General features: G+C 42.1%; 13 protein-coding genes and 3 pseudogenes. 12 read left to right on the top strand and 4 right to left on the bottom strand.

The window, feature by feature from the left end; translation table 11 throughout:
• Positions 1-292 precede the first annotated feature (292 nt).
• Entirely contained in the window at positions 293-676 is a 384-nt protein-coding gene (locus BLV50_RS06680; RefSeq protein ID WP_063567447.1) for a DUF2750 domain-containing protein, read from the top strand.
• A gap of 308 nt (positions 677-984) precedes the next feature.
• Here the strand turns inward: BLV50_RS06680 and BLV50_RS06670 are convergent, their stop codons facing one another.
• A complete protein-coding gene (locus BLV50_RS06670) occupies positions 985-1,185 on the bottom strand; it encodes a hypothetical protein (RefSeq protein WP_064637898.1) in 201 nt (66 codons plus the stop codon).
• Positions 1,186-1,679: 494 nt separating this feature from the next.
• Positions 1,680-1,871: pseudogene (locus BLV50_RS06665) on the bottom strand (response regulator); the annotation flags it as partial.
• Positions 1,872-2,322: 451 nt separating this feature from the next.
• On the opposite strand from BLV50_RS06665, the gene BLV50_RS06660 reads away from it, so the two are divergent.
• From BLV50_RS06660 to BLV50_RS06640, 3 genes are all read left to right on the top strand, one after another.
• Complete coding sequence (locus tag BLV50_RS06660; RefSeq protein WP_090806604.1) at positions 2,323-3,513, top strand: glycine C-acetyltransferase; 1,191 nt, start codon at positions 2,323-2,325, stop codon at positions 3,511-3,513.
• A gap of 37 nt (positions 3,514-3,550) precedes the next feature.
• Positions 3,551-4,510: an L-threonine 3-dehydrogenase gene (locus BLV50_RS06655; protein WP_090806602.1), complete on the top strand. Its 960-nt coding sequence runs from the start codon at positions 3,551-3,553 to the stop codon at positions 4,508-4,510.
• A 984-nt stretch (positions 4,511-5,494) separates the two neighbouring features.
• A complete protein-coding gene (locus BLV50_RS06640; protein WP_063567440.1) occupies positions 5,495-5,692 on the top strand; it encodes a hypothetical protein in 198 nt (65 codons plus the stop codon).
• Positions 5,693-6,086: 394 nt separating this feature from the next.
• On the opposite strand, the pseudogene BLV50_RS06635 reads toward BLV50_RS06640, so the two are convergent.
• Positions 6,087-6,647, bottom strand: a pseudogene (locus BLV50_RS06635) (alpha/beta hydrolase family protein); the annotation flags it as partial.
• On the opposite strand from BLV50_RS06635, the gene BLV50_RS32675 reads away from it, so the two are divergent.
• The 4 genes from BLV50_RS32675 to BLV50_RS33655 all read left to right on the top strand — a co-directional run bounded on the left by BLV50_RS32675 (position 6,580) and on the right by BLV50_RS33655 (position 14,483).
• Complete coding sequence (locus tag BLV50_RS32675; protein ID WP_177031089.1) at positions 6,580-6,855, top strand: SbtR family transcriptional regulator; 276 nt, start codon at positions 6,580-6,582, stop codon at positions 6,853-6,855. The pseudogene BLV50_RS06635 and the gene BLV50_RS32675 sit on opposite strands and share 68 nt — an antisense overlap.
• An 859-nt stretch (positions 6,856-7,714) precedes the next feature.
• Positions 7,715-12,055 carry a BREX system ATP-binding domain-containing protein gene (locus BLV50_RS06630; RefSeq protein WP_139295617.1) on the top strand — a complete coding sequence of 1,447 codons (4,341 nt, stop codon included), beginning with the start codon at positions 7,715-7,717 and terminating at the stop codon, positions 12,053-12,055.
• Between the two features lie 198 nt (positions 12,056-12,253).
• On the top strand, positions 12,254-12,721 hold the full coding sequence (locus BLV50_RS06625) for an S-layer homology domain-containing protein (RefSeq protein ID WP_090806599.1): 468 nt from the start codon (positions 12,254-12,256) through the stop codon (positions 12,719-12,721).
• A 538-nt stretch (positions 12,722-13,259) separates the two neighbouring features.
• Positions 13,260-14,483 (top strand): copper amine oxidase N-terminal domain-containing protein, encoded by a 1,224-nt coding sequence (locus BLV50_RS33655; RefSeq protein ID WP_072732986.1) that lies wholly within the window; start codon positions 13,260-13,262, stop codon positions 14,481-14,483.
• Between the two features lie 479 nt (positions 14,484-14,962).
• Here BLV50_RS33655 and BLV50_RS06610 read toward each other — a convergent pair whose 3' ends face one another.
• Positions 14,963-15,445, bottom strand: coding sequence for a MerR family transcriptional regulator (locus BLV50_RS06610; protein ID WP_072732985.1), 483 nt, complete (start codon positions 15,443-15,445; stop codon positions 14,963-14,965).
• Positions 15,446-15,669: 224 nt separating this feature from the next.
• Here BLV50_RS06610 and BLV50_RS06605 point away from each other — a divergent pair, with 224 nt between their 5' ends.
• From BLV50_RS06605 to BLV50_RS06590, 4 genes and pseudogenes are all read left to right on the top strand, one after another.
• Entirely contained in the window at positions 15,670-16,803 is a 1,134-nt protein-coding gene (locus tag BLV50_RS06605) for an NADH-dependent flavin oxidoreductase (protein WP_090806597.1), read from the top strand.
• Positions 16,804-16,951: 148 nt separating this feature from the next.
• Positions 16,952-17,596 carry an SDR family oxidoreductase gene (locus BLV50_RS06600; RefSeq protein ID WP_063563783.1) on the top strand — a complete coding sequence of 215 codons (645 nt, stop codon included), beginning with the start codon at positions 16,952-16,954 and terminating at the stop codon, positions 17,594-17,596.
• Between the two features lie 200 nt (positions 17,597-17,796).
• Positions 17,797-18,237, top strand: a pseudogene (locus tag BLV50_RS06595) (IS30 family transposase); the annotation flags it as partial.
• A 504-nt stretch (positions 18,238-18,741) separates the two neighbouring features.
• Positions 18,742-19,143 carry a DUF3888 domain-containing protein gene (locus BLV50_RS06590; protein ID WP_256337874.1) on the top strand — a complete coding sequence of 134 codons (402 nt, stop codon included), beginning with the start codon at positions 18,742-18,744 and terminating at the stop codon, positions 19,141-19,143.
• Positions 19,144-19,284 lie beyond the last annotated feature (141 nt).

Here is a 19,284-nt window from a genome sequence, read left to right as displayed (position 1 = left end):
TTGATGAAGATACATGTATCTTCATTCTTTCAAATAATGAGTCTATTAATCAGTACAGATTAGGCAATGCTCTGTCAGACATTTTGCATCATATTAATATAGAATTTCCAACAAAACAGGAGGAGAGTAGGGAACTTGGACAAGTTCTTGTCCCGATTACCGTAATGGACAAGAACATGATCCGATTGCCGATTAGAAGTATATCTATTCTATCTCTGCCTGCTAATTCATTAAGCTAACGGGCAGGTTAGCGTGGTATATTTAATTTAAAGTTCTAACAAGGAGGTCGCAAATGAATTCGATAACCTCGAAAGAGTTTGAAGCTGTTATTAAACTCCCTGCGAATATTCGATATGAATATTTTATAAAGAAGGTTACTGATTCAGAAGAAATTTGGGGGTTGTATGATGACGGTTGGGCAATGTCTTCAGATGATAAAGAGAGATTGCTTATTTCATTCTGGCCTAGGAAAGAGTTTGCAGAGTACTGTGCTTATGAAGAATGGTCAAATTATAAAGCACATTGTATCTCATTAGACGAGTTTATTAGTGACTGGTTACCCAATATGGTGGAGGATCAGCATAAGCTGTCGATTTTTTGGAATAGAGATGATTCTGCAGTTCTTGAGATTCAAGTGCTACTAAATGATTTAGAGAAGGAACTCGAAAAGTATTGATCCATCGTTACGCTAACGGGAAACGTTCCAGAGAGCTTGAAGAAAATGAACCGGAGAATGTTAGGCGAATCGATCAGATTGATGAGATGATGAAGGACATTAGTAAGATATTTGAGATTAGAGCCGGACACAGCTCAATAGAAACAAACTCTATATATCTTAAAACAGAAGATTCTATTTTCTGGCATGGGTGCTTGTAGGGGAGAATGCATGTTGGAGGAAATATATTTCATTATTTTCTTGAGTAGAAACATTGTTAGGATTGCTACTGGGTATCATTCGTCCTAAATCGAGGAAGTATAAATATATTACTCTCTTTTTTCATTATCTAATCGCCGACGAAATACCAAAGCCGAAACAGCAAATATAATAAAAGATAATATTGAAGCAGCAGTAACCATCTTCAACACATTTCCTATTGGAGGGTTAAACAACAGAGCAATTGAGATGATTAAAACAGCACCTGTTAAACCCATTCCCAAAATCGAGATCGCTAAAATCTTGTTCATCAAATCACCTCACAAGGGATATTATACCATTTAAAGAGACTGCCCAGAAAATTAAAGAGTTAGGGTATGTAAATGAGTGGGGCTGGAAGAAAGTTGTCAAGAGTCCTAAAAGAACTACAGTGCTAAGGTTATTTGTCTTTCCGATTTAATGAAAATCTAAGTGAGAGTGGTGATCTCTTTTGAGTGATTAAAGATAATGAGTGATATGGAAAGATCCTTTGGTAAAATGAAGTTGTGGGGGCCTCACAGTAGGAGTATTAGCTGTTATTAAAATCAAATCCACATGAAATTTTTACATAGTGAAAACTTTCTTGTTGAGCAAAAAATCCATATTTTGAGATATTCCAATTGAAATTATGGATGTCATTGAGATTAAATACATTACGTAGCCCATATATAAATTTTTATTCAAAATTATTTAAGCTGCGACCGTTTCTCAGATTCTACCTGGGAACGGTCGTTTTATTTATTACTAAAGTCGCAAACAAGGATCATCATGCTACGTTTGGAAAGCCACTTAAGACTCCCCTCCCTATAACTCCTGCCTGAAGGGCCGGTACGATATGACTGCGGTCGGAAAAACTGGTCAAAATGATGATTCGTGTATCCGGATACGCTTCCGATATGAGGCGACTGGCTTCAATGCCGTCAATTATTGGCATGTACAGGTCCATCAGGATAACATCAGGTCGGAGTTTGCCATTCCATACTTAGAATGAGAAATTAAAGTAGATGCGCAAATCGAGGGCGAAGTTAAACTAACGGGCAGGATAGTTTAACATGAAAGCTGGCTAGTGTATAAATAGTATAAAATCATTTCGGCCTAATAATTACGATGAAAGAAGATAATCAAAAAGTTTATTGCGTGTCGAGGGACAAGAACTTAAACCGATTACCGTAATGGACAAGAACATGATCCGATTTCTGATTAGATGAATGTCTAAGTAGAAGTGGAGGATCCTTTTAGAACGCGCTATGTTTTTGTGCGGATATTTTTATTTTTTTGTCCGCCACATGTGTACAATAAATAAAAAAGATGATACATTGAAATTAGTTTAATCCCTTTTAAAACAGGTTTTTTTGGAGGATTCTTATGTCTCCTGTACGAGGACATACGTATATCGAGGAGGGAATGGGATGTCAAGTCAAGCCTTGGACCAATTTTTAAGTTCGAACATCGAAGATCTAAAGACTAAAGGTCTATATAACGTCATCGATACGCTGCAGGGTGCAAATGGTCCTGTTATTCGTATCGACGGAAAGTCCCTAATCAATTTGTCTTCCAATAACTATTTGGGACTGGCAACAGATTACCGCCTGATTGATGCTTCAGTTAAGGCGTCGCAGACATACGGGGCAGGCGCAGGGGCTGTGAGAACAATTAATGGTACGATGGATCTTCATATTGAGCTTGAAGAAAAACTGGCCCGTTTCAAAAAAACGGAAGCTGTTATCGTGTATCAATCGGGATTTAACTGCAATATGGCTGCTATATCCGCGGTAATGGACCAGCATGATGCGATTTTATCAGATGAGCTGAACCACGCTTCGATTATTGATGGCTGCCGCTTGTCGAGAGCCAAGGTGATTCGCTTTAAGCATTCGGATATGAATGATTTAAGACAGCAGGCGAAAGATGCCAAGGAATCCGGTCAGTACCGTAAAATTATGGTTATCACTGACGGGGTTTTCTCCATGGATGGTGATATAGCAAAGCTGCCCGAAATCGTGAAAATAGCAGAAGAATTCGATCTGATTACTTATGTGGATGATGCCCACGGTTCGGGCGTTCTCGGAGCAGGTGCGGGAACCGTGAAGCATTTTGGATTGTCCGACCGCATTGACTTTCAAATTGGTACTCTTTCCAAGGCGATCGGCGTTGTCGGCGGTTATGTGGCGGGTAAAAAACAACTGATTGAATGGTTGAAGCTGAGAAGCCGTCCGTTTCTGTTCTCGACATCGCTACCTCCGGCTGCAATCGCTTCTTGCAGCGCTTCTGTCGACATCTTGATGAATGACAAAGAGCTGATCGAGAAGCTGTGGGAGAACAGCAATGATTTGAAAAACGGCTTGAGCCGGCTTGGGTATAATGTGGGCCAAAGCGAAACGCCGATCACACCTTGTATCATTGGCGATGAAGTAACCACCCAACAGTTCAGCAAACGGCTCTATGAAGAAGGCGTTTACGCCAAGGCAATCGTGTTTCCGACGGTTCCCAAAGGAACCGGAAGAATACGCAACATGCCGACAGCTGCCCATACCAAGGAGATGCTCGACCAGGTGATCTCCGTTTATGAGAAAGTTGGCAAGGAAATGAAGCTGATTTAGCTGCATTCGCGGGAGTATATTTCGGGAGGAATGTCTTATGAACAAGATTTTGGTGACCGGAGCACTGGGCCAAATTGGTTCTGAGTTAGTTGTTAAATTACGTGAAATCTATGGTGCGGATCACGTCGTTGCTACGGATCTCAGGTCATCAGCCCACGAAATTACCCGATCCGGGCCATTCGAGCTGCTGGACGTGACGAATGATAAGGCGATGTTCGAAATCGCCAAGCGGTACGAAGTTGATACCGTCATCCATTTGGCTGCTCTGCTGTCGGCTACCGCAGAGGAGAAACCGCTGCTTGCCTGGAATTTGAATATGGGCGGATTGATGAATGCACTTGAAATATCCAGGGAGCTCGGCTGCCAATTTTTCACTCCAAGCTCCATTGGATCTTTTGGTCCTTCGACTCCGAAAGACAATACCCCGCAGGATACGATCCAGAGGCCCAATACGATGTACGGCGTGAACAAAGTGTCCGGCGAACTGCTTTGTGATTATTATTTTCACAAATACGGCCTGGATACTAGGGGGCTGCGATTCCCGGGTTTAATATCTTATATGACGCCTCCCGGCGGAGGAACGACGGATTACGCCGTGGAAATTTATTACGCAGCCGTGACGGCTGGACGGTATACATCTTATATCGCCAAGGACTCAAACATGGACATGATGTATATGCCGGATGCCCTGAACGCTATCATCGAATTGATGGAAGCGGATTCTTCCCGGTTGATTCACCGAAATTCATTTAATGTCACCGCAATGAGCGTGGATCCGGAGGCGATCGCTGCAGCGATTCGGGATGAGTTTCCCGGCTTTATCCTCGATTATGACATTGATCCGAAGAGACAGGCGATTGCCGATAGCTGGCCACATTCCATTGATGCGACGGCAGCGAAAACAGAATGGGGATTTCATGCCCGCTACGACCTGAAGGCCATGACGAAGGATATGCTTTCACAGCTAAGCGAGAGACAAATGCTTCGCAAGGCTTAAAGTTATTATGAATTCGCTGTGCAAAGCGAGTAGAAATACAAAAGAAGCTGCATCAAGAGGTTTGGCGTTACCCGGACCTTTTGTTGCAGCTTCTTTTTTCATCCTCCAGCCCAGACATTTCCGTGGTCTGTGGCTTATCAGATAAAGAACACGGCATAAAGCTGCTTGCAACAGGACGGACCGAGGTATGCAAAATAAAACACAGAAGTGAAAGAAAGGGAGCTGTTTATTTCGCGGGACAAGAACATGTTCTCATTGCGATAGGCGTTTATCTAATCGTTATTTTGCCTGTTAATTCATTTATAGATGTAATGCAGATGTACAATGACACAAAGTTACTAAACAATAAACAAGAGAACCCTTTGAGCCACATTAATAAAAGAATAAAATGATAGTTTCATTAATCAAACAAGGAGTGTGCATATAATGGATTCGTTTTCGAAAGAAACAAAAGATAATTCTTACGTAGTAATTCCGTCAGAAAATGTAACTAAGATACAACTTGGAGATCCATGTTATATTGGTTATCAACTAGATGGGCAAGAATTCTGGGAATTAACGGGTGTCTCTTATACGACTGAAGTATCTTCGTTTAGAAGTTCGTAAATACCAATACCATATGGCAGGACATATGAATCATGCCTTATTACCGCTTAGCAAGCTGCTATAAGTTAATTTTCTATTTTGAAGAAGGAAGGGGATAACCTTGCAGGAGTACTAACTGACGCCTATAGAAATAGTAGCGATCCGTTGGGTTGTAGCACATTTTTCAAGGTAGTTCCTTTGTTTCGTGACAGTCTAATTGAAATCGGTATTAAAGAAGGTGTGACTCATATTACTGATGGTATAGTTTCAGATGATACGATTTCACACGTTGATCTAATAGCCTTTTACAAAAAAATAGGCTTTACGTTGATAATAGAAAGTTACATATGGTCTATATAGAAGCAATGATAAGATTAATTTCATTGAAGGAGGTTCGAGATGAGAAACGAAGAATGTTGTCCTGAATGTGGAGGAACAAAATTAGGGGAGGGCAAGTCGCACGGCGAAGCTAGGGTATATCCTATGAAAAAGATGCTAACATTAGGATCAGATGTTACTCATGTAATTTGTATAACGTGTGGATTTATTTTAAAAAGTTTTGTTAAAGAGCCACATAAATTTGAGGATAATAAATAAAATTGTACTGCAAGAAAGGGGACCAACAGATCAAGTTCTAACTCTGCTCAGTTAAATAAAGACTAAAGGGCATAATTGCATGAAAGTAGGGAACTTTAAAAAAATTCAGTCTTTGTTGTCGAGGGACAAAAACATGGTCCCATTGAAGTCGCTATTTTAGCGGCTTTTTTATGTTATCGGTACAAGTTCGTGTCCCGAGCCGAGGACATGAACTTGTACCGATTGCCGAAATGGACAAGAACATATTCCGATTACCTATTAGATGATTATCTTGATTTTGTAAGTCTTGTAGGACGCAATATAACGATTATGGCGGCCAACACCAACTCGATCATATATGGAGCAAATTTTGCTGCACATATGGGATTCAGAAAGAAATGATTTCATACCTCCCTCACTGTAAATTGTCCTTTGAGTATAGACGTAAAAGCTCCTTTACCAGTGAGAGGTGGGTAAAGGAGCAAAGCGCATGACAAAGATAAGCCCATGAGAACAGCTGAATTAAGGCGACATGTTCTGGATTTTCATCTGTTGTTTCCGTAACTTCATAACCCGGGATTCCGCCAAGTGAGTGTTCTGCACCGAATAGGGTGAGCAGGCTCTCGGCCCCTGGGCTTAAGAAGTAGGGGGCGGACATCCATTCCGGGCCGCGGACGGTCAACTGATACTTTTGCGGGGTGTAGTCCTGATCCCCGACGATCACAAGTGTGGGTGTGGTCATGTGCGTGAAGCTCACGTTCAAGTGCGGCATATTCTCGGCCGCGAACGTCGTCAGGCTGTCGCCACCTTGTCCAGCGGTGGCAAACAGCACGCCCGCTTTGATGCGCGAGTCAAACAGGTCCACGTCCTTCTTAGTTTCTGGGTCGAGGACTCGCAATCCCAAGAGATTGCCCGCCGTATGGCCACCGAAGGAATGTCCAGCTGCTGCTATTCGGCTTCGATCAGTGCGTCCACTTTGTTTTGTAGAGGAATTAAGTCCAGCTCTGAAGACTTTGATTGAAACAGCAACAGCTGCAGATGAAGTACGTGCCAATATTACACCAGATGAATTGTTGTGGGCGGTAGCAAGTCTCTGTACGGGAGTAGACAACGGTGATATAGCGCATGCGAAAAATATTGTTTCTCTTCTTGTAGATGGATTGCGTTACCGTGCAAAACGTTAACACTTCGACAGAATCCTTCTTTTTTACTGCGATGGTTTGATCAGAGACGCACTAGTAAAACTATGCTAAATATAACTTTGGTTGAAAAGTTTACTAGTGGGCTCTGTGATGGGGATCTTGAAAGCTTCGGTATGTAGTAAAATGTCGCAGGACAAGAACATTGTGTCATTTCGGATTAGATGACTATTTAAACAGTTAGATGATGGAAATCAACGCGCGTGATAAAAGCAGATTACCAAAGATAATAGCTAAATTAGATGAGTGTTATTGGCTAGTTTCGGCACAGTCATTTTTAAGATCCTAATTCACCTTTAACAAGAGCAGAGGCCGTTGTTATTCTAAATAAGCATCTAGGTCACGAGCCAATTGAGGGAAGTACCATTATGTGGAACGACGTTGCCGAATGGTTCCGGACGTATGGCGATATTCAAGCCGCTTCCAACGTCAATGTAGAGGAGTTACTTGCAACGCAATAGTGGTTACTAGAGAGCACCTAATCAGGTGCTCTTTATTTTTTCATTCTGTACAAGATGATTTAATTTATAGAGACAGCTATTCTTAAGCCGCAGTTCATCTCTATTTCTGCATATATGCGTAGAGGAAAAAAAACGACTTATATTTGCGGTTATTTATTCCACCATTTGCCATTCGCAAATATATAGCATCTATATCGGTGGCTAGACTCTAAATGCATCATGGATTAAGATTATTTTAGGTTTATAAATCGATCTCATCCAGCCGAAATTATTATTAAATTCAAAAATATCCTTTTCACGAAACGCAAATATAACTCAGATAGGTGTGCATCATTATTAAGATTTTAAGAGAGTACATAACGCAGTCCCCTTTAGAGTTGGCGGTGTTCATTGAACTGTCTATTATACTTGCAGAAATGGTGCATCGTGAACACGAGCGGAATAGGATAATTGGATACCTTAGCCCTGACCATATCAGCGTACAGTGGGAGGGGAAAACAGCTCAAGTATCCTGGCATACGGAAAGTCATGCAGCTTATCGTTCTCCCGAGCAATTTGCACGATTCAATCTGGTGCCGAATGAACGCAGTGATCTTTACGCATTAGGGGTTATTCTCTATGAGTTGTTAACCGGACATTTGCCTTTTCATGCTGACAATGATGAAGACTGGGGTACCGTACATACCCGCAAGGTACCTCAATCTTTATCCGATATTCGACCGAGTTTAGACGAAACACTGCAAGCTATACTGATGAAATTACTTGCCAAATCACAGGTGGAGCGTTATCAGAGTATATATGGGGTGCTTGAAGATCTGAAATTGTATCAGAATATGATGATGGATAACGATGGAGCGTTTAAGCCATTGGAAGTGGGACGTTTAGATAAAATCCGTACGCTTTCCCTATCCGAATCGTGGTATGGACGTAGTGCCGAAGTGGTGCAAATGGAGGCTGGGCTGGAGCAGGCTTTTCAAGGAATGAATGCCTTTCGTTGGGTGATAGGCAAAGAAGGAACGGGTAAAACGGCGCTTGTCCATAGAATCGAACAAAACGTCGTTCGACATGGTGGCCGGATGATCACTATGAAAGTGGAACTTTCCCAAAAAAATATTCGATGTGGGCCGATCCTTCAGGGAATGCGGGAATGGGTCTATCAACTGTGGAGTGAGCCGATTGAAATCATTACACGTCTGAAAGCCAAACTACAAGCCGGTTTCGGTCCAGAAATGCAGGTAATCGTATCCTGCTGGCCTGAGGCCAAGCTGTTGTTCGACAACGATGCGAAGGTAGCACATATCTCGGACGATGCGAAGGTCTGGGAACGGTTTGAAGAACTTCTGCCCGACTTGATCTGTTGTATGGCTGAATGCAAGCCACCGTTTGTTTTATTTATGGACAATCTGCAGTGGGTCGACAATGGTACACAAGAGGTAATTCGTGAACTTGCATTATCACAAAAAGCGCATGGGTTATTCCTAATAGGGGCTTATCGTACGGAGGAGTTGATCACTTCCACGGGGGATGTAGCGAATTTTGATCAAGAGGATTTGCTGGCATGGTTAACCTATAGATGCCGTGCCAATCCAGAGGAACAAGTGACTCTGCCACCGCTGGCTTATGAGGATGTGAGGCAGCTGATCTCTGATGCTCTATATGAGAAATCCGGTCGCATTCAACTTCTGGCGCGGTCTGTCCACGATCAGACAGGTGGTAATCCTGGCTCGGTTCGTCTCTTGCTGGAGGGATGGATAAAGGAGAACAGACTACGTTTTGACGAAAGACGACGTCAGTGGGTATGGGACTCTGAAATAACCCGGCAACTAAGCAGATCGAAAGAACATCTGCGTTTGCTGGAGGTAGGCTTCTCCAAGCTCAAGGAAGATCGTAAGGAGTTCTTGGCTATGGCTGCCGCAATTGGTCCGGTATTTCAGTTAACACTCTTGGCCGAAGTGTGCGGCATATCAGTGGATATGGTATTCCTTAATCTTCAAGAGGCGGAAGCTGAAGGGTTTATTTATCGGGAAGACGAAGCAGAGCAAGAAGATGAACAGGATTTGATCTATGTGTTTGCCCATGAATTCATTCACCGAATGGTATATGCTTTCGATTCAGGACGCAATATCCACCGACACCGGGTAATTGGACGGTTCCTACTGGATCGCACTCAGGAGTCACACGATGACCTGTCAAGAACAGCGATTGATCATCTGAACTTGGCAGCTTCGTCATTATCAGACCAAGAAACGAAGCAATTGATTGAGTACAATCTTCAAGCGGGACAAGAGGCGTTGGCAGCGGCGCGCTATGCAAAAGGGAAGTATTATGCAGAAAATGGGCTTCATCTGCTGGCAATATGCAAGGCGGAAGTACCAGGTACACTCGATGTCGAGTTGCAGTTGGTATTAGCTTGGACGGAGTATATGGGTGGCAATAGCGCACGGGCGAAAGAACTGTTGGTGGACTTGAACCAAAGCAGCGATCGACTGAGCCGATCGGAGCGACTCAAAATCTGGGCACCTTTAATACAATTTCATGCATTCGTGGACAATGAGACTGCGGTTCAATTTGGAATGGAGGCGCTAGGCTCGTACGGCTGGAAGCTTGGGAAGAAGAGTTCCCTGTTGTCTATCGCCAAGGAAATGGCCTCGACCGCGGTCCTCTTACATCGAAAACGGGAGAAGCACCTTCTGCTGTCCAACCCACTTGACGAGGATTATGAGGAATTATGCCATTTAATGGAGCTGTTGTTTCTTCCATTACTTACACACGATGCACGATCGCTACTGGAATTGTATGCCCCATTTATTCGTTATGGGTTGCATAAAGGGGTAAATGAGTCGTTAGCATCAATGATCGGAGGATATGAGCTGATTGTGCAAAGGACATTTCCGAGCTTTACTCGAGCGAGTCCGATTGCTGAGGGGGTGTTTCTGCAAATTGCGAACACCTCTACATTGAGGAAAAAGCATGTTTTTACTTTTCTGAGCGGAATGATCAAGCAAATGGACAGTCCTTTGGAATCTTCTGTTGTCTTGTTCAATGCGATGCGTCAAGGGATGGAAGCAGGCGATCATGACTTTGCTAATTCTGCCTTAATTTTTTGTGTTATGGGTAATCATGGGAATGCATATGTCATAAATGAATTGCTCCGATACTTTGAGGAGAACATGCGACAGATTGCCGACGACAAGATACTGGAAATGATGCTGCTGACGAGTAGTTACACAGCAGTGCTGCAAGACGATTCTTTGATCGACAGTTTTGTTTCTATTCCACTGGTGTCGACTGACAGTGAGTTGGATCACCGGGGCGAAGACAACTATAGTTGCGGTTGTCGGCTTGAGGTGGCGTTGCTGTCGGGCAGGTACAGGGAAGCGCTGTATTGGTCGCAACGAGGAAGGGTAAACGAATTTCATTTGGATTGGATGCGAGTTCGTAAACAACGTGTTTACGAGAGTTTGGCATTAGCTGGATTTTATTTTGAGACGAATAGGGAGGATCGTAAGCGGATTCGGAAGACCATACGCGCGCAATTGCGATTGATGAAGAGTTGGCGAGGATTTCTAGACAGAAAGTCCTCCGCATATTTGCTAATCAAAGCAGAAAGTGAACGAATTGCAGGGAATTCGTTTGTCGCCATGAATCAATATACGGCTGCAATTAAGCGAGCGAGAACAGAAAAATACGTATTGCTCGAAGCCATTGCTTGCGAACGGCTTGCTGTATGTTATCAAGATGATCTGCTTAGCCGATCCGGAGCGGCAATTACGATGATGGATGCTTGTGCGGCATACGCCGAATGGGGAATCACCTCCAAAGTAACTCAAATTAGAAGCAGACACGCTGAATTGCTGGACCCGGTTTACAAACGTTATGAGGGTCCAGTATTACAGGAGCGAGCACATATGACTCAAACCATCACAGAGGTAGCTTGGCAGAACGGCCCTAAGATAGGTGAAGGCTCGAAGAGCGAAGAGCAATTCGAGCTTTTACAACGAATCATCAATGGGTTAGCACAGACGAGTAAGGCAGACTGGAGGTTAAATCTCTTAAAAACGGCTCTAAGACAAACCGGAGCAGAGCGTGGTCTGTTGTTGAAGCGTCAAAATAATGAGTTCATTATTGAAGCTAACTCTTCTTACTGGACTGATAAGGAAAAAGAAGCCGACCTGTATGCGGAGAGCGTCTTACGTCATACAGCGATGACGGCGCAACCGCTAATTCTGCATGACGCGCTTCAGAGTTTTTGGGTGAGGGATGCTTATATTGCAGCAAAAAAACAGAGGTCGATTCTGTGCATGTCAATCGATGTTCCGGGAAAACAAGCTTCCTATCTACTATACTTGGAAAATCGACAGATGTCGGGTGTGTTTACAAAGAGGGATGTTCAGATGATGGAGCTTATTGCGACACGGATCATTTATCTCAAGATGCTGGAAGACGAAACTGCGGATACAACATTCCCGAAGGCTTTTGACAGTAACGCTTTGTCCGTGGTGCCTTGTCTCATACAACCGGGGCTGACTGAACCGCTGACTGAACGTGAAACGGAAATTATTAAAGCGATTGCAAAAGGCTTGTCGAACAGGGAGATTGCTAATCTCTTTGGTATAGCGGAGACGACGGTCAAGACACATAGTTCTAGAATATACGGCAAGTTGGGTGTAAAACGGCGGGGACAAGCTGTCGTACGTGCTAGAGAGTTGAAATTAATAGAGTGACAAACAAGGAAGCGAGCCTGAAAGGGCCGCTTCTTTGTTTGTTTTCAAACAGACGACAACTCGAGTTCTTTGGTCATTCCATATTGTAGAAAGGAAGAAGTCTTAGAAATGCACAAAAATGGGTCCGATTAATTTATGTATCAAACTTTTATGGTGTACTACTTTAGTAGGACTTAAATATCCTGTGATGAGACTATAATGTCTAGATGGAGTCAAGTGATAGGAGGTCATCTTAAGCCACAATCTGAACTACCCGTTGTAACTTTTGACGATATTTCAGGACATTGGGCAAAAGAAATGTTTGAGGAATTAGCAAGTCAAGGGATGATTACAGGATATCCAGACGGTTCTTTTCATCCCAATGAAAGCATCAAGCGCCAGCACATGGCTCTACTATTGATGCGTGCTTTTGAGATTGAACCAGTACGTGAGGCAGTGTCGCGGGACAAGAACATTGTTCCATTCAAAGTCGCTATCATAGCGGCTTCTTTGTTTTATGGAACCAAGATCTTGTCCAAAGTTGAGGACAAGATCTTGGTTCCTTTGCCGAAAAGGACAAGAACATTGTGTCATTTCGGATTAGGTAGTTATCTAAACAGCATTATGATGGAAGTTAGGTGGCGATATAAAAGCCACATTTCAATCATCCTCATAGAAATTCCATAGGCCTTCAACAATCTCTAAAAACTCTTTTTTCATAGGATACAAATCTGCTTTTGAAAGATGGATGCGGCTATAATTTGCTAATCCTCCCGGATTCGAAGTGATGGCATTCCATCATGCACGTCCTTTACTAATTTTATCTAGAGAAGCCATCTGTCGGGCAACGGTAAATGGATCTGCATAGGAAGTAGCAGTAAGCCCGATTGAATGAGTCACTTGTTTTATCCGATTGCCTATTAGTTGTATATCTAAGTCTGAGTAGTGAGTCTCATAATTTTGAATTTATTCAAACCCTATATACGGCGTATACCCGAACGATCGTTTTTTCAGGGCAGCGTACTACTTTCGTATGACTACAACTTCTATAATTTTGTCTACAATGTCTACGTGGGGAATGATAGGATTCTTTTGTTGCTCGAAGATAATGAGGAACGTTCTATCCGTTGTTTGGAGCTTTAGTTGAAATCGCAGGGCTCGAATTCTGCAGATGATCGCAACCGGGATTAAGGGATAAAAATTCATTAATATGGGGGAAAGTTAAGTGATAAGAAGATTGAAATTATCTATTGTATTTGTGCTTGTAATGACGTTGTTTGTGGTTTCTGCTGCTCAGGCGGCTCCAGTTGGCCAAATAGATGAGATCTCTATTATTGTTAATGATAGTGTAGTCCAGAGTGACGTTAAACCCGTTGTCCATAAAGGAACCACACTTATTCCTTTAAGGGTCCTTGAAGAATCGCTCGGTGTGTCTCTTAACTGGAATAGTTCTACACAAACCATAACGGTTTTTAAAGGAGATGCATTGGGTGTTCTAATTATTAGAAACCCGACTGCCAGCGTTAAAATCGGTGATGTAGAGGAGAAGGTGGTGCTCGATCAACCTGCTAAGATCATTCAGAACCGGGTTATGGTACCAGTACGTTTTATTGCGGAATTATTCGGAGCAAAAGTAGTATGGAATCCCACCATTAAAACCATAATCATTAGTACTTTGCAATCGGTTGTCGAAGAATCGCAGAATTCTACAGGCGATGTAGCCAAGGGAGATAAAGGCGATACCGGAGCGACTGGACCAGTTGGAGCACAAGGAGCTTCGGGGCCAGCAGGACCACAAGGCCACGTGGGACCGCAAGGAAATCCAGGGCCAGCAGGAGCACAAGGTCCGGTAGGGCCGCAAGGAGATCCAGGGCCAGTAGGAGCACAAGGTCCGGTAGGGCCGCAAGGAGATCCAGGGCCAGCAGGAGCACAAGGTCCAGCAGGCCTGGCGGGACCGCAGGGAGATCCAGGCCCAGCGGGGACTTCTTTTACCTCGGAAGGATTTTCTGTTACCGGTACGACATACTCAATCAATAGTAGCACGCTATTTTCGAATTGGAACGAGGCGTCTCCATATTATGGAAGCCCTACATTTAATCCTGCTACAGGGATATTTACGGCACCGGACACTGGTAGATATTCCATACATGCAACTGTTAATTATAAGATTGACGCGCCAATCAGTGTAAGCATAGGAAGAGGCATTGATCCGGTTTTTACTGTAAAGAAGAATGGCAATATTGATTTAATAAAAGGTTATATGCCTTTCCTTGACGTTAATATAGCGTTAATTTTAACAATGAGAACTGTACTAGGTAGTGCGACGGTGACGTTAACCGGTGATGTAGAGCTGCAGGCAGGTGATCAAGTCGAGTTATATTACGAAGCTGATGGTCTACCCATTGGATTCAGTACGGATATAGTATGGTCGATTCATCGGCTATCCTAATACAAGGTTACATGAGGTGCAGTTGAACCTTTGGTAATAGGAATACCTCTAACAGGTATAGAGAGATCAATAAACTTATAAGGTGTTACAATGGCCATTTGCTAGTTGGATGGGATGCGCCAAATGTTAATAAATTGAGAAAGAGCAACTGACCTTATCGATTTGTGAAAAAATTGAATTTTTGAAAGCCGTTAATCTGAAAAGATGTCGCGGGACAAGAACATTGTTCCATTCAAAGTCGCTTATTTAGCGGCTTTTTTGTTTTAAGGAACTAAGTTCTTGTCCCTTACTGAGGACAAGAACTTGTACCGATTGCCGGAATGGACAAGAACATGTTCCTATTGCCGATTAGGCGTGTATCTAATCGGCATCTTGCCCTTCAATTCATTAAACTAACGGGCAGGTTAGTACAATACCCATCAATCAAATAAAAAAAATTGACTTCGTGTGCACACGAAGCCTTAGACTCACATTTAAGGTCAAACATGAACTTTTGATGCTGATTTGATATGTTCTGGAATATCATATTTTTCTCCGCATTCTGGGTTACTGTTAACAGGATTCCAGGTATCGTTCAATTGACCAGATAAGACACTGTTGTAGTAAGCCTTCTTCTCTTTGATGTGTTTTAATTGAAGGTTGTACTCATAGATCTTCGATTCTAGTTGTTTTTCTTGTTTTGCAACAAGCTCAGCCCTTTCAGGAATCGTCTTATCACCTTGCAAACACATAGCAATGTAATGTTTGACTTCTGAAATTGGCAATCCTGAAATACGAAAGGAGTGCACCATTCGTAACCAATCCAGATCATGGTCAGAAAATAAACGATTATTTCTGCCGTCTCTTGAAACGAAAGGTATCAATTGTTGGTCATCATAATAACGGATCGTATGTTTTGTAAGTCCAGTTATTTCAGATACATCTTTTACCGTATATTTTGGTTCATGTAATGTCTGACTCAAATTTCGCACCTCCATGCTATTGACTTCGAGTTACTCGAATACTTTATGATTTTATTCTACCAATGTTGTGAACGCCCATCAACTGGAAATTACCTTCTTCGTTTCGCAGTTATCAAACAAGAAACATAGATGTTTTTTTGGTGATAAATTTGGAATAAGAATAAACGCTTTAAGTTCAGACAACTATTAATAAAGCTTATAAAAAATTAGAAAGAGGTTTGAAAATGAATACAAATTATAAAAATTTGTTTGCATCCTTCACATTCAAAAATGGAATTACCCTTAGAAATCGAGTTGTAATGGCGCCTATGACTACTTGGGCAAGTAATGATGATTACACCATCTCAGATGATGAAGTGAAATATTACAAAAGAAGAGTAAAAGGCGTGGGTCTAGTCATAACAGGATGTACGCATGTCCAACCTAATGGAATAGGTTTTACAAATGAATTTGCAGCATATGACGATAGATTCATCCCAAGTTTACGTAAATTGGCGGATGCAGCGAAAAGCGGTGGAGCCCCTGTGGTACTTCAAATTTTCCACGCAGGCAACAAAGCACTGCCGGATCTTACACCAAATGGGGATGTGGTTAGTTCCAGCGCAGTAGAGACGGAAGCAACTGGATTTGCTCCTTCCGTTATGCCAAGAGAACTTTCGCACGATGAAATATTGGAAGTGATTCATGGGTTTGGAGAAACAACAAGAAGAGCCATTGAAGCAGGGTTTGATGGCGTTGAAATCCATGGTGCGCACGGATTTTTGCTTCAAAACTTTTTCTCTCCTTTCTTCAACAGACGTGAGGATCAATGGGGAGGATCACTTGAAAACCGCCTACGTTTCCCACTAGCCGTGATTAAGGAAATGAAAAACGTCATCGAAAACCATGCTACAGAACCATTTATTTTGGGCTACCGAATCTCTCCTGACGAACATCAAGAAGGCGGTTTAAGAATGAAGGACTCTTATGTATTGATTGACCGACTGATTGAAGCGGGTGTTGATTATGTACATGCTTCACTAGCTGATGCTCTTTCTTCAAAGCCAGTCGATAGCCAAGATAAAAAAACGTATCTAGAGTTGATCGTTGAACATGTAAATAGCCGGGTTCCCGTACTGGCTGCGGGTTCTATGGTAACGCCGGATGATGTTGCAAAAGGATTAGATAAAGGGCTTAAACTAGCAGTGATCGGACACGCGTTAATTACAGAACCAGACTGGGTTGAAAAAGTTCAAAGTGGACAAGAGTCCGAAATTCAAACTACTATAAAGGCTTCCAAGGTTAGTGAGCTTGAGCTTCCGGAAAAACTTTGGGGTGTCATCCAAGCTTCTGGACCATGGTTTATAATCGAAGAATAAAATTAGCTAAAGTTTATTTTTAAAGCAAGATGTTTTTGAGTCAATGACTCAATTGAAGTGATTCATTAAGTCTGTAACTAATAATGTGGCTGTAGAATTACTACCTTATTTATAATTTTTATAAAAGATATGAAATGAAGTTTTGAATTTGAGTAATGTATTGATTTTAGGAGCAAGCGGTCAAATTGCACGTTATGCAATTGAATTATTTCTAAACGAAACTGATGTCCAACTTTCACTTTATTTGCGTAACTCTAGCAGATTAAACCACCTTGATTCCGATCGTGTACGAGTAATTGAAGGTGATGTTCTAGATTTTGAGGCATTAAAAAAAGCAATGGTTGGACAGGATGTCGTGTATGCTAATCTAAATGGAGACTTAGAAGAACAAGCCAAAAATATTGTTGAAGCAATGGGTGCGACAGGAGTGAAACGCTTAATTTTTATCACTTCGCTTGGAATTTATGAGGAAATCCCAGGGGAGTTTGGTGAATGGAATAAGCGGACAATCGGTCAATATTTAGGCCCATACCGAAAGTCAGTTGATATTATTGAGGCTTCAGACCTTGACTATACAGTGTTAAGGGCTGCCTGGCTCACGGATTATGATGAAATTGACTATGAGATTACTCAAAAGAATGAGCCATTTAAAGGGACAGAAGTTTCACGTAAGAGTGTTGCGGCGTTAGTTGTTAAGTTAGCGGAATCACCTGAATTGGAAGTTCGTCGCAATTTGGGGGTGAACAAACCAAATACGGAGGGCGATAGACTGGCCTTTGAACCAGAAATTTAAATGGTGACTCCAGAACAAACTTTTTAATAAAAACAATTTTTAAAAAACAAAAGAAACCCATCGTTTTGAACAATTTTATTCAAAACGATGGGTTTCTATATGCAGAACGGATTGTAATATGAAGTGCGACACCTACTGGAAATAAATAAAAAAGGGCCCATGGCCGGATTCGTGTAGAATGAAGGTTCCTACACCACATTCACACAAGGAGAATCCACCAGAATGCTTATCAGGAACGTCGTAAGGCTTCGGTATCTCCCGGTAAATGTTCAGACGCCTTGGCTGCTCTACTAGAGGAAAAACTGGCAGCAACGTGGTCTCCAGAACAAATCACAGAACGTTTCCTCGCCGATCGCCTACCTGCGGTCTCCTTTAAAACCATCTATCGCTGGATCTACGCAGGACGCCTGGTTCAAGGCACATTACAGGTTCTCCGTCACAAAGGGAAGCGTCAGAAACCCGCAGAAACTCGCGGTAAATTCGCCATTGGCAGAACCATTTCAGATCGTCCGAAAGAAGTCCGTTCCCGTGAAACGTTTGGGCACTGGGAACTGGATACCGTCGTATTATCGGGTCGTGGGAAAAGTAAGGGCTGCGTAGCGACGTTGATTGAACGCAAAACGCGTCTATATACCGCTGTTCTTAATCAGTTATAATGAAGATGGATGGTATTGCGTTAAACAAAATGAAGAAGTTCAACTTAGATATGACTCTGTAGAACAGTTAATATCAAAATCCAAAATTGAGGGCAAAACAATAAAGGAGTTATGGAACCATATTATCGTGACTAGTGTATTTTGATAATTCTCTAGGGGAAATAACATATTCCGTTGAAAGTCGCTATTTTTTTAGCGGCTTTTTTTGTTTTATCGGACTATCATTCATATTAGAGCTGCCTAAGTATGATTTAAGTGCCTTAATTGAATATTTGAATGATAAAAACATAACGTGACGTAATGAATTCGTTCAAGTGAGAGGCTATTTTTTCATTAAAATAACGGGAAACGATAGCTCAATAAAACCAACAAAGCAGATGATCAACGTGATCGGCTGCCTTTGTTCAACTAACGGGCAGGGTAGCATTATAAATTCACTTTATTTAGTGAAGACTACCCTTAAAAATGCTGAAGATGAGGGTTTTAGAAATGAAAAGTTTTATCGGATCATTGCTAACAGTCATCATTTTCTTGATGGCAATCCAGCCCGTTTGTGCAAAGCCAAACGATGAACAATTGAAACGGCTTGTACTTACTTTGTTAGCTCCAAAAATACAGGAACAGATTAACCACTATTACAAAAATAAATTAACTGTATCACCTTCGTTTACGCCTTTTTTGGATGGAACTGATGTAGACGTTAAATATCAACCTTCACATATTGAAGTTCAGGTTAAAACAATCCCGTACGTTGGACCTCATTTGGATGTTGGACTCGACTCGATGAGGTTTAGTATGGATAACTCCGGATTAATAGTGGTTCTTGAGTATAAGCACATTAGGGATTATGACTTGCCTCCTAACTGGCAAGAAATTATTAAAACTCGTTAAACCAACGGGAAACGATAACTCAATGATACAAAGAAAACAGTTGATAAAAGTATCAGCAGCTTTTTTAGCTAACAGGCAGGATATTCAAATATCCAGAAAACAGAAGTCTTTCTACCGACCATCACAGTTTCCGGCAATTTT

Source organism: Paenibacillus sp. 276b (genome assembly GCF_900107875.1).
GTDB classification, from domain to species: Bacteria; Bacillota; Bacilli; order Paenibacillales; family Paenibacillaceae; genus Paenibacillus; species Paenibacillus marchantiae.
Note: the sequence above shows the minus strand (reverse complement) of the source record. Positions and strands in the feature narration are given on the sequence as shown.

Excerpts from the sequence above, each read along its gene's own strand:
- BLV50_RS06640 (WP_063567440.1), top strand. The coding sequence starts at position 5,495 with ATGAGAAACGAAGAATGTTGTCCTGAATGTGGAGGAACAAAATTAGGG.
- BLV50_RS06590 (WP_256337874.1), top strand. The coding sequence starts at position 18,742 with ATGAAAAGTTTTATCGGATCATTGCTAACAGTCATCATTTTCTTGATG.
- BLV50_RS06655 (WP_090806602.1), top strand. The coding sequence starts at position 3,551 with ATGAACAAGATTTTGGTGACCGGAGCACTGGGCCAAATTGGTTCTGAG.
- BLV50_RS06660 (WP_090806604.1), top strand. The coding sequence starts at position 2,323 with ATGTCAAGTCAAGCCTTGGACCAATTTTTAAGTTCGAACATCGAAGAT.
- BLV50_RS06680 (WP_063567447.1), top strand. The coding sequence starts at position 293 with ATGAATTCGATAACCTCGAAAGAGTTTGAAGCTGTTATTAAACTCCCT.
- BLV50_RS06625 (WP_090806599.1), top strand. The coding sequence starts at position 12,254 with ATGTCTAGATGGAGTCAAGTGATAGGAGGTCATCTTAAGCCACAATCT.
- BLV50_RS06605 (WP_090806597.1), top strand. The coding sequence starts at position 15,670 with ATGAATACAAATTATAAAAATTTGTTTGCATCCTTCACATTCAAAAAT.
- BLV50_RS06670 (WP_064637898.1), bottom strand. The coding sequence starts at position 1,185 with ATGAACAAGATTTTAGCGATCTCGATTTTGGGAATGGGTTTAACAGGT.